Annotated in this window: 11 protein-coding genes and 1 pseudogene; 4 read left to right on the top strand and 8 right to left on the bottom strand. The window is 37.7% G+C overall.

Going from position 1 to position 11,829, the window contains the following annotated elements:
* Positions 1–24: 24 nt before the first annotated feature.
* A pseudogene (locus AC27HL_RS08645) lies at positions 25–99 on the bottom strand (hypothetical protein); the annotation flags it as partial.
* 234 nt (positions 100–333) lie between these two features.
* Positions 334–585, bottom strand: coding sequence for a hypothetical protein (locus AC27HL_RS08640; protein WP_487080570.1), 252 nt, complete (start codon positions 583–585; stop codon positions 334–336).
* A 162-nt stretch (positions 586–747) separates the two neighbouring features.
* Here AC27HL_RS08640 and AC27HL_RS08635 point away from each other — a divergent pair, with 162 nt between their 5' ends.
* On the top strand, positions 748–4,242 hold the full coding sequence (locus AC27HL_RS08635) for a BACON domain-containing protein (protein WP_487080569.1): 3,495 nt from the start codon (positions 748–750) through the stop codon (positions 4,240–4,242).
* A gap of 83 nt (positions 4,243–4,325) precedes the next feature.
* On the opposite strand, the gene AC27HL_RS08630 is transcribed toward AC27HL_RS08635, so the two are convergent.
* On the bottom strand, positions 4,326–5,174 hold the full coding sequence (locus AC27HL_RS08630; protein ID WP_487080568.1) for an MBL fold metallo-hydrolase: 849 nt from the start codon (positions 5,172–5,174) through the stop codon (positions 4,326–4,328).
* Positions 5,175–5,359: 185 nt separating this feature from the next.
* On the opposite strand from AC27HL_RS08630, the gene AC27HL_RS08625 reads away from it, so the two are divergent.
* Positions 5,360–6,169, top strand: coding sequence for a substrate-binding periplasmic protein (locus AC27HL_RS08625; protein ID WP_487080567.1), 810 nt, complete (start codon positions 5,360–5,362; stop codon positions 6,167–6,169).
* 107 nt (positions 6,170–6,276) lie between these two features.
* Here AC27HL_RS08625 and dinB read toward each other — a convergent pair whose 3' ends face one another.
* Entirely contained in the window at positions 6,277–7,329 is a 1,053-nt protein-coding gene (gene dinB / locus AC27HL_RS08620) for a DNA polymerase IV (protein WP_487080758.1), read from the bottom strand.
* 291 nt (positions 7,330–7,620) lie between these two features.
* Here dinB and AC27HL_RS08615 point away from each other — a divergent pair, with 291 nt between their 5' ends.
* Both AC27HL_RS08615 and AC27HL_RS08610 read left to right on the top strand, forming a co-directional pair.
* On the top strand, positions 7,621–7,746 hold the full coding sequence (locus tag AC27HL_RS08615) for a HupE/UreJ family protein (protein ID WP_487080566.1): 126 nt from the start codon (positions 7,621–7,623) through the stop codon (positions 7,744–7,746).
* Entirely contained in the window at positions 7,710–8,075 is a 366-nt protein-coding gene (locus tag AC27HL_RS08610) for a HupE/UreJ family protein (RefSeq protein ID WP_487080757.1), read from the top strand. The genes AC27HL_RS08615 and AC27HL_RS08610 overlap by 37 nt, the downstream gene beginning before the upstream one ends.
* 236 nt (positions 8,076–8,311) lie before the next feature.
* Here AC27HL_RS08610 and nqrM read toward each other — a convergent pair whose 3' ends face one another.
* The 4 genes from nqrM to nqrE form a co-directional block, all read right to left on the bottom strand.
* Positions 8,312–8,533 carry a (Na+)-NQR maturation NqrM gene (gene nqrM / locus AC27HL_RS08605; RefSeq protein WP_487080565.1) on the bottom strand — a complete coding sequence of 74 codons (222 nt, stop codon included), beginning with the start codon at positions 8,531–8,533 and terminating at the stop codon, positions 8,312–8,314.
* 79 nt (positions 8,534–8,612) lie between these two features.
* Positions 8,613–9,629 carry an FAD:protein FMN transferase gene (locus AC27HL_RS08600; protein WP_487080564.1) on the bottom strand — a complete coding sequence of 339 codons (1,017 nt, stop codon included), beginning with the start codon at positions 9,627–9,629 and terminating at the stop codon, positions 8,613–8,615.
* Positions 9,630–9,917: 288 nt separating this feature from the next.
* Positions 9,918–11,141, bottom strand: coding sequence for an NADH:ubiquinone reductase (Na(+)-transporting) subunit F (gene nqrF / locus AC27HL_RS08595; protein WP_487080563.1), 1,224 nt, complete (start codon positions 11,139–11,141; stop codon positions 9,918–9,920).
* A gap of 63 nt (positions 11,142–11,204) precedes the next feature.
* Positions 11,205–11,828: an NADH:ubiquinone reductase (Na(+)-transporting) subunit E gene (gene nqrE / locus AC27HL_RS08590; RefSeq protein ID WP_487080562.1), complete on the bottom strand. Its 624-nt coding sequence runs from the start codon at positions 11,826–11,828 to the stop codon at positions 11,205–11,207.
* Position 11,829 lies beyond the last annotated feature (1 nt).

Below are 11,829 nucleotides of genomic sequence, written 5' to 3'. Positions count from 1 at the left end.
AACTCTTCGAAAAATTAAATCTGTTTACGCGTTTAATAGTGTCATGATTTCATTTTGTGAGAAACCACGCTGTTGCATAAAGCGCTTTATTTTTGCTTTATCTTTTTAATATTTTATTAGGGACGCACCAAAACGCATATTATACGCAAGCTCGTCTTGAAGATACCAATCAATTTCGTTGTTTATTGACAAATTTTGCACAATTTTATCAGCAAGTGCATTTAAAGCAGTTTATTTACTAAGAAATGGTCATCGCCCTATACGTTAAAATAACCTTGATAAGCACTTTGCAACTTAACTTCATTGCTTATTATCATTTGCCATACTAGGAAATTATTGTCGCTGGCAACTACATGAAGGGTATATACCCAAGCCACTTGAAGATGCAGTTTCAGCGTTAAGCCAGGAAGCCAGCGTAAGGCGCAGCATGAAGATAATGGTTATTCCCTTATCAAGTATTGCAACGCTGAACTGATTTTCTAGCTTAGCTCCCTTCGGGCCAGGCGATAAAGAGCCACCTGCTACGTTATTGATTTCGACAATGAAACTAGCATGCTCTTCAATCAATACCTTGGTACTAACCATTTTTTGACTTGCTAAATCCAGCATCTTAAGGTGCTTTTGGGTATAAGTATTGTATTAATACCGATAAGTTTTTACATTATGTTAATAATCGCGCAAAATAAACTTAGCTAACAAAACAATAAAAGCTAAGTTTTAGCTATTAATAAAAAAACAGGGACCTGTATGAAGGGACAATATAAAAATATGCGTTTAGCATTGGTAATTTTATTTAGCTCACTATTTCTACAAGCATGTGGTGGTTCAAGTGACAACACCCCCACTTTCTCTATCAACAGCGATATTTCCTCTGTTGCATTTACTAATGAATTTTTACAAGAAGAGACGAATACCATAGCAGTAAATGTAACGTTTAATGGTGACGGGCTTTTGCTAGGTTTTGCTCCTGATTCGTCACCAGTTGCTTGGCTAAATTATCGTGTTGAAAACCTTACCGAAACCTCTGCTACCATCCATATTGATGTTGCCAATGCCAACCAATTAATAGCCAACCTTTACGGTACTAAATTAAGGTTGACCACAGGCGATGCCGCAACGACTAATTTTGCTCATAAAGATATCAATGTATCCTTATTAGTTTGGCAAGCACTAACGTTTGATGACACCTTTGGTGCAACAAATATAGCACCTAAAACCCTTGAGCTTAGCTCTAGCGCCGATAACTTAACGCTATCGACTTCTGCACCTTGGCTATCGCTGGAAAAATCATTTGCCGACGGCGTAACAACAATTACCGCAACTCCAGATACCAGCTCAATCACAACACCAGGGTTAACTGAAACTACCATTGACGTAACCAGCCCACTTGGGACTACTAAATACCCAGTAGAATTAAGCCTAGATAATGTGTATTTGTTTACCAATAAAGCCGCTGTGGCATTATCTCAAACAGCAAATATAAACAATGTAAAAACCGTTCTACAGGTTAATTCAAATAGCATTTTGGCGTGGGACTGGCAGGCAAATACCGAAGCAACTTGGCTCACTTTAACGGCCGATTATGAAAACAACCAATTAACCATTGAAGCAGATGCAAGTGATTTAGCAAATAATTCAACGTCATTGGCTGAAATTACTATTAGTGGCAACGAACAAACAACCTTGTTAGCAAACACCATTCAAGTAAGTTTATATAAAAGTGATAGTGAAACTGAAAACAACAGTCTCGAAATTACTAGCAATACTAACGGTGTTGTCATCGACCCGTTATTGCCACAATACTATGTTGCAACGGGTAATGAACTACACAGCTATCACCTCTACAGCAATGAATTATTATCAACAACTGTTGTTTCGCCTGCCGACACGTTATTAGAGCAACTGATTATTCACCCAAATGCCAGTGTCATTTTAGCCAAAGCGGACGAAACAACGATTATTGACGAAAACACAACCGAAACAACAACACACCGCTACAAAATTAATTTAAGTGATATGAGTATTAGCGAATTAACCGATACTGATATTACCAATGAACCGGTAAAATTTTTGCGCATAGATGGCCGTTACTTTGTTGCAACAGCAATCCTAGAATTTGCCGACGAAAACCTTATGCGTGTTGGTTTTGATGGTGTAAATGCCTTTTTTGCACGTGCATTTAATATTGCCAATGACCAACAAAACATCTTTGCCTTAGATGTCAGTACCGCTGACGATTTAATGTCGATCAAAAGAATAACTGCAAAAGTAAATGATTTCGGCCGAAACCCAATAACAACAGAGATCACTCACAGTTATCGACCTGAGTTACTAGGTGAAGGCGACCAAATATCAGACTTTTATGTTACAGCTGATGAGAAGAATATTTATGCCATTAGCCCAACTAGCGAATGGATCAGTTTTGATGGAACAACCTTTACAGATAATGGTGTGTTAAATTCTGATGAAGCAATCACCAATTTAGCATTAGCGCATACAGCTAATGATCGTCCACATTATGCACGCTTTGAATCAAACGTCGGTTTTAAACTTGATATTTATGATGAGCAACAAATGATTGCGAACAGTATTCCGCTAAGTTTTAACCAGCCAAGTCGTTTGCTTATTGCCAATGGCGATAGCCGAGCCGTTTTACCGTCCCCCACTTCTGAAAATATTAGTGTTGTAAATTTAAGCCAATTTACTAGCTCTGTCGATAGCATCAGTTTCACCACCAACTTAGGTGATAGCACTATAGCCCAGCAAGAACTGACCTTGTCTAATATAGGCAGTGGTTGGCAAGCAACTGCGAGCGCACCTTGGTTATTAGTTACGCAACAAAGTGATGAAAATGGCGATAAAGTATTAATTAATATTGATCGCAGTTTAATTACTGGCTGGGGCTTAATGACTGCCTCTATTTCTATTTATGATCCCGCAAGTGGTACCACTAAAGTTATTACGATTGAACTTGCTGTCGATGCAATCCGGTTAGCCAGTAATTATCCAGCTTTGGCATTTAATAGTTTAGCAACGCAAGCAACACTGAGTCATACAATTGATGTGCTAGCTAATAGTGAGAATATGATCTCATGGCAAGCTACAACTGATGCCGCTTGGTTGTCTTTATCTAGCGACAATGCCAACAACACCTTGGAAGTTACCGCAATTCCAGCAAATGCAACTACCGATGGTGTACATACAGCAATTATAACGTTATCACCAACGGTAGAGGGTGCTGCGCTATCTAGTACAATAAACGTCACCCTAAATAAACATAGTGCTGACGGTATCGATGTTGATATTAGTGATGTAACAATTAATACTTCCGGCTTAGTTTTAGATCCAACGCGCCCATACGCTTATATTGCTAACGGAGATAAAATCAATACTTATCACGTTGTAACTGGCGAGCTTGTAAACAGTACGACTTCACCTCTGGCGGCTGTTGATTTAACGAATTTGGTTATTCATCCTGACGGTAGTATGTTATTAGCATCTAATAGTGAAAGCTATTTAGATGAAAACGAAGTTGAGCAAACGCGTATTAATCATTATCAATTTGATTTAAGCAGTTATCAATTTAGTCAAATTGACAGCGAAAACGTCACCATTGAATATCGGCCAATCATGATAAAAATGGTTGCTGGTGCTGCGGTTGTTATAACTCAAACGTTAGAATATGCAGATTTAAACTTAACCCGACATTATTGGGATCAAGAAAATGCATTTTTTGCTTCAACCATAGCTCAAGCTAGCAGCACAGATACTATTATGGTGTATAAGCAAGCGACGACATCACTTGAACGTTATACCTTAAATTACAACGCGTATGCCAGTGAAAAAGTTTCAGCAAGCAATGGTGTTGCATACACTAACGCAGCCTTTAGCAGTTTATCTAATCTTGCATTAAGCAATAGTGGTAACGCTATTTATACAGCGAACAACGCTTCTGAGTGGTCTATCTTTGATGGAAATAGCTACACAGACAATGGCCTGCTTCAAAGTAATGCAAATGTACAAACGTTTAATACAACAACTGACACAAGCGACAACAGTTACTTTTACCGCTTTGACCCTACATTAGGCATCACTTACAGCAAGTATAATAATGCACAAGTTGAACTTTGGTCAGAAGTTATTACCGGAGCATCTGCACAAAGTTATCTGATGCCGGCATACCAAAGAGTGTTAATTTATGATGTCAACAATTCAATATTAAGGCTTCGTTCTCATCCTTAACTTATCTTGACTCTCAAATAAAAAACCGCATTAATGCGGTTTTTTTATCATTCAATTTAGCTTAACGCTTCTATATTTCGCCATTACCGTAAATCCGCAATTAAGGTTTTTAACCACTTTTCTTCGGTAATAAAGGCCCAAGACAAATGCTGATACTTTTCGCCAATACCAGCAGCAATAATATCTGCTTCTGACTTACCTGAGGCCAATGCTTTACTGACTTTATTAATACTAAACTCAATCATAGTAGCAAAATCCGCCAAACTTTTTTTATTGGTCAACTTACCATGACCAGGAATAATAATAACGTCATCTGGAATATGCTTAAGCATATGCTTAACACTTTTCAAATAGCCTTTAACACTGCCACCACTTTTTAAATCAACATAGGGAAAGCCAACTTCAAAAAATAAATCTCCCGTGTGCAGTACATTTGCGTGCTTAAAATACACATAGGTATCACCGTCGGTGTGACCTGTAGGCAAATGCGTTAATTGCACTTCTTCGTTGTCTAAGTGGATAGTAATACCATCTTTATAAGTCACTACAGGTAAGCTGTCAGCATGATGGTCAGCTTTGCTGCTTAATCGACTTCTTACATTTTCATGGGCAAATATTGGTGCTTTATGAGAAAAGAATTCATTAGCGCCAGTATGATCGCCATGATAATGGGTATTGATAACATACTTTAGCGATTTATCTTCAATGCCCTTCATGGCCGCTTCAATTTTTTTTGCTAGTGGTGCAAACTTATCATCAACCAGTAATAGGCCTTTATCGGTTGCCAATACACCAATATTTCCACCTGGACCTTTTAACATATAAACGTTGCCGGATGCATTTTGCACCTTAATATCAGCATCAGCCAGTGACTGAGCATTGACGCCAACACTAAGCATCATAGTCAATGCCATAATTGATTTTTTTAACATAACTTCCCCATTAAATTTTTAGTTTTAGTTTTAGTTTTAGTTTTATTAAGCGAACACTTTAAGTGTACAAAAGAAAAGACCGTCGTAACACTTAAGAGTTACAAAGTCGTAAGCGTTATTTTTGCTTTAAAAGGCACTATCATACTAGTATGTAACTGTTCGCTTAAACTTATTAGTGAGATTAAATGACTAGAAAAGGTACATCATTACCTACCCGCTATTTTATTTTTATAGTAGTGTTAATTACTTGCGGGCAAGTTTCCACTTCTTTTGCTGCGGTACCCGAATGCAAAAAAAGCCTCGTTCTCTCAACAACATCAAATTGGTACCCTTATATTTATAAAGCTGATGATCAAGAGTATAAAGGTGTTGATCTTCAACTACTAAAGGATGTTTTAAAAGAAATGGGCTGTGATGTCGTTGTAGCACAATACCCAGAGCGACGCTCATTATTCGAAATAAGCCAAGGGCGTTTCGATATTGGCTTAGGAGCTAGTAAAAATAAGGAGCGCTTAAAACAACATCATTACTCTAATGCTTACCGCCATGAAGTTAACCGCTTTGCCTATCGTATTAACAATAGTGATATAGAGCAAACTAGTAGCCTTCAAGATATTATCAAATTAGAAAAAGTTATCGCTATAAACCTTGCAGGTTGGTACGGTTACGAGATAGAAAAAGCAAAAGCTAATTACAATAACTTCATTTTTAGCGACAGCATAACTAAACGATTAAAAATGCTATATCACGAGCGCGTTGACATCGTAATAGATGATGAAATTGTACTTTGTTACGAATTAGAGCGCTCAATTTTCAACGGTATGGCAATTCATCCTCAGGTTCTATATGACACTCCAATTCACTTTATTTTTAATAAGAAAAATATTTCACCCGAGTTTGTTCAGCAATTTAATCTCATATTAGAGCAAATGCGAATTGATGGCCGTCTAATGAACCATTTCAATGCCAGCGCAACTAGTCGTTGCCTAGCATAATAAATATTAGTGATTATTTAAAAAGTTACCGCAACTTTTTACTTTTTCTGAATTTTATAAATTTAACCAAGCTAAAATCACTCAAATACTTACCTATTCCTATCGAATCAAAACAGTGGCAATTGGCTTTGTTGCTCATTACAGTCTTTGTTTGAAAAACCTAAAGAAAGCCCAATTAAGCGAACTTTTCTATTGTCAGAACGGGTCATAGCTCGTTGCAACAGTTCAATAAAAACATCTTCTCGACATTCGCTAGACTGCACATCAACCGTGGTTTGCTGGAAATCAGCAAACTTAATTTTCACCGTTTGCTTGGCAATAATGCGATCAGAATGTTTTTCCAAGCGCAGTAGCAGCTTGCTAAATAAATTACTGAGTACTTGGCGACATTGCGCAATTGAATCAATATCCTCTGCAAGCGTGGTCTCAATGGCTAATGATTTTCGCACTCTTTCTGTTTCAAGCGCCCTTTGATCTATGCCAAAACTTCGCATATATAATGAATTAGCGAACTTACCAACAATAGTATATAGCTTTGCAACAGAGCTAGCTCGAATATCTGCACAAGTTTCAAAGCCAGCCGCCAACAACTTTTCACCTGTTTTAGGGCCAATACCGGGAATTTTTCTCAGTGGCAATTCGGCAACAAAACTGTCAACTTGCTCTGGTGGAATAACACATTGCCCGTTAGGTTTGTTTTCATCACTGGCAATTTTTGCTAAAAACTTGTTTGGTGCAACTCCTGCAGAAGCCGTGATGCCTAATTCTTGAAATATCTCAGCACGAATTTTTTCAGCAATTAACGTCGCACTACCCGCACAATGTTCAGAGTCTGTCACATCAAGGAAAGCTTCATCTAAAGATAGTGGCTCAATAATATCGGTATAACGCAGGAATATAGCTCTAATTTGCTGAGAAACTTGCTGATAAACTGACATACGACCGTCGATAATAACTAAATCGGGGCACAAGGCTTTGGCTTTACTGTTAGGCATTGCTGAACGAACACCAAATTCACGTGCTTTATAATTACAAGTACACAAAACACCACGAGCACTATTGCCGCCAACAGCTATAGGAATATCACGTAACGCTGGATTGTCACGCATTTCAACGGCAGCATAAAAACAATCCATATCAACATGAATTATTTTTCTGATTTTATTCTCTGCCTCTTGCACTTTTGTTAAGCCCACACCGAACTGTATATAAAAACAGTATATCGTTTTTAATAATAGACACAAGCAGATTTTTATCGTTAAAAAGGCAAAGTTTTAGTAAAGGCTATACCATTGCTGAACTTGAACCTACAGGAATTAATGCACATTCATTTGGGGCAATAAGTGATTATATCATACAAGGTTTTGTGCATATTCTGACGAGGCATTGACCATATTTTATTTGTTTTAGCACTATTTTTGTTTGCTAAAAATCGTTAAAGCCTTGTTTGGTTGGTACCCGCATTTACACTGGCCTATACCATTACTTTAATGTTAGGTATTTATGGCGTAGTCAAATTACCGAGTTATGTTGTTGATCCATTAATTGCATTTTCTATTATTTTTTTGTCGCTTTAGAAAACAACTTTCGGGAAAAATCACAAGCTATCGGACATAATCACCTACCGATAATATTTGCATTTGGTCTATTGCATCGCCTAGGTTTTGTTTCAGTTTTTCGAGATGTAGGGCTACCAGAAAACCAGTACGCATTAAGCCTAACCTCATTTAATGTTGGCGTTAAATTAAGCCAGCTTAGCGCGATCTTTATCGCATTTTTATGTTTAGCGCCAGTTATGAAGAAAGCTAGTAAAAAGCTTAAATATCGCGATTGCCATCGTAGCGGGATATTGGTTATTAGAACGTTCGTTGTAAAGTACAATATTAGCTCTTTCATATCGACATAGATGGAGCTATTAATGCCGTGGCGGCAAAAATACCGAAGAATGTCTATATGATCGCAACATACCATTTATCGATGTGCGTGGCCGCAATAAATGCCGTGAAGCCACCTATGGTTAGAAGCTGATTGAATAAGTGCGCTCCTGTGCATAAAAAAAGGTGAGCTTAGCTCACCGTTTTTTATGCATTTATTTAATAGTGACTTAGTGAGGGTTCAACTCACTTAGCAAGCTAAAATTAATTAAATATTTTTAACGCTAATATCACCAACTTCTAAAGCGGCTTTACGTTCGCGCTCTTGGCGCTTTTCACAAGGATTATCGCAATCACAAGCTTTTTCGATACCGACACTTGCTAAACCACCACAACTACCAGCTAAGGTTTTCTTTTGAAATATATAACCTACTGCCATTGCGATAACAATAACGAGGAAAAATCCTAAGGTGATTAAAAACATAGCCATAATGATTACAAACCTATTTTATTATTGAAAATAACTAGTTAGAAGTGAATCTTCAATAAATGAAAAAAAAATTGCTAACCTACTTGAGGTATTGCATGAATTTTACCGTGCTTTGCTCAACAAAGCCATGATCTGTTTTCGCAATTATGTAAACCGCCAAATCATTAGCTTCTGCAAATGCCAAAGCTTGCTCTTCCCCCATTACCATCATAGCTGTTGACAAGCCATCAGCTGTCATAGAAGACGGATGAATAACGGTCACAGAAACAAGCTTATGATTGATTGGCTTACCCGTTGTTGGGTCTATGATATGTGAAAATCGTTGGCCATCAACTTCAAAATAAATTCGATAATCACCTGATGTTGCTACAGCGTTATCTTTTGGCACAATAATTTGTTGTACTGCTCGCTCGTTAGATAATGGTTTTTCAATAGCAACATGCCAAAGCTCTCCTGTGTGCTTAAAGCCCTTCAGGCGCATTTCACCACCAATTTCGACTAAATAATTGTTGATACCATTGGCTTCAATAAGCTCTGCAACTAAATCAACTCCATAACCTTTAGCGATAGTAGACAAGTCGACATAAAGTTCAGGAGTAGACTTACTTAAAAGGCCATTTGCAAAAGTTAATTTATCTAAACCTATTTTTGCTTTTGTTGCTAATAACAATTCATCGCTTGGCACTGTTTCAGGTCGGTAGCCCGGTCCAAAGCCCCACAAATTAACTAAAGGTCCAACGGTTACATCAAGCGCACCGTTACTAAGTTGCCCTAAACGAACGGCTTCTTTAATAACTCGAGCAAGTCCTTTAGAAACTTTAACAGGCTCAAGTGATGTTGATTTATTAAATTGTGATAATTCTGAATCAGCAATGTACGTCGACATTTCTTGATTCAGTTGTTTTAATGCCGCATCAATATCTTGCTTTAATTTACCGGTATTAAGGTTCTCTCCAACGACTTTAATATTATAAGTCGTGCCCATGGTATTACCCTGCAAATGATACTCTTGACGAGCAAGGTCATTACTAGGGAAGCAACCAGTCAATACAACCACAGCAAGTATTGCTAAAAAAAGCTTAATTCTATATTGCATAACAATATCCTTGATAAAAATTTAATTTAGCTAAAACCACTGTTCACTTGGCAGAAGGCCACAGTGGTTTTAGCTAAAGTAAATAATTTTGGTTATCTGAACTTTTTCTTATAAATATTAAAAAGACGACCGAAGTCGCCTTAAAATATTCGATAATATTAACAACATATTTCTATATTTAAGCGCTGAATAATGATGTAAGTTCAAAATGGATGCACGGAGCCTATAACTATAGGTGAGTACATCCAACGATGAAGTAGCATCATTAGACAAGCTTAAATTGAAATATTAGCCGCCAAAGTCATCTAACATGATATTCTCATCTTCAACACCAAGATCTTTCAACATATGAATAACAGCAGCGTTCATCATTGGAGGACCACACATGTAGTATTCACAATCTTCTGGCGCTTCATGATCTTTCAAGTATTGCTCATGAAGAACATTATGAATAAAACCAGTTAAACCGTCCCAGTTATCTTCTGGTTGAGGATCAGATAAAGCAACATGCCATTCGAAGTTGTCATTATCAGCGGCTAAGCCGTTGTAATCATCTTCATAGAACATTTCACGAAGTGAGCGAGCACCATACCAGAACGACATTTTACGTTTAGACTTAAGACGTTTAAGTTGATCAAAGATATGTGAACGCATTGGCGCCATACCAGCACCACCACCAATAAATACCATTTCAGCGTCAGTTTCTTTCGCGAAGAACTCACCAAATGGACCTGAAATAGTCACTTTATCACCAGGCTTCAAGCTGAAGATATAAGATGACATTTTACCGGCAGGTAAATGTAAACGTCCAGGAGGCGGCGTAGCAATACGCACGTTCAGCATAATAATGCCTTCTTCTTCTGGATAGTTTGCCATTGAGTATGCACGTAATGTGTCGGTATCAACTTTCGATTCAACATCGAAGAAACCAAAGTGATTCCAATCGCCACGATATTGCTCATCGATGTCGAAATCGCTGTACTTAACGTGATGAGCTGGAGCTTCAATTTGAATATAACCACCAGCACGGAAAGGTACAGATTCACCATTTGGAATTTTAAGCTTAAGTTCTTTAATGAAAGTTGCTTTGTTATCGTTAGAGATAACTTCACATTCCCATTGTTGAACACCGAAGATTTCATCTTCAAGTTCAATGTCCATATCTTGCTTAACAGCAACTTGACACGCTAAACGACAACCTTCTTTCGCTTCACGCTTAGTAATATGGCCTAATTCTGTTGGCAAAATATCGCCACCACCAGAATGAACTTCAACACGACACTGACCACAAGTACCACCACCACCACATGCTGATGGTACGAAAATACCTTGATCTGCTAGCGCGCCTAATAACTTGCCGCCAGCTGCTGTAGTAACCGATTTTTCAGGGTCACCGTTTATTGAGATTTTTACATCACCTGATGAAACTAACTTAGATTTGGCAAATAAAATCACCAAAACAAGTGCAACAACAATTGCTGTAAACATCGATACGCCGAGAACTATTTCCATCGACTTTTCCTTAGCACTTATCTTTAGAGAGCAATAATGTTATCGCTCTCTGTGTTAATCTTATTATAACGAAATACCACCGAAAGAAAGAAAGCCAAATGCCATCAATCCTGCAGTAATAAACGTAATACCCAAACCTTTAAGGCCATCTGGAACGTCAGAATATTTCATCTTTTCGCGCAAACCTGCAAGTAAAACAATTGCAAGTGCCCAACCGATACCAGAACCAATACCATAAACAACTGACTCACCTAACGTATAGTTACGAGCAACCATAAATGATACCGCACCAAAAATCGCACAGTTAACTGTGATCAATGGTAAGAAAATACCCAGTGCTTGATATAAAGCAGGGAAATACTTATCTAGTACCATTTCAAGAATTTGAACTAATGCCGCAATCACACCGATAAAGGTAATGAATGACAAGAAGCTTAAATCAATCGACTCTTTCGGATCAGTAATACCTAACACGCTATCTAATGCACCTGGCGCTAGAACAGCTTGATAAATCACTTGGTTAGCAGGTACAGCAATACCTAATACCACAATAACTGCAACACCAAGACCAATTGCTGTGTCAACTTTCTTCGAAACAGCAAGGAAAGTACACATGCCTAAAAAGAAGGTTAATGCGATGTTCTCAATGAAAATAGTTTTAACTAATAAACTTAAGTAATGTTCCATT

It is taken from the genome of Colwellia aquaemaris, assembly GCF_057548755.1.
This window is presented reverse-complemented; position numbering and strand designations above follow the sequence as displayed.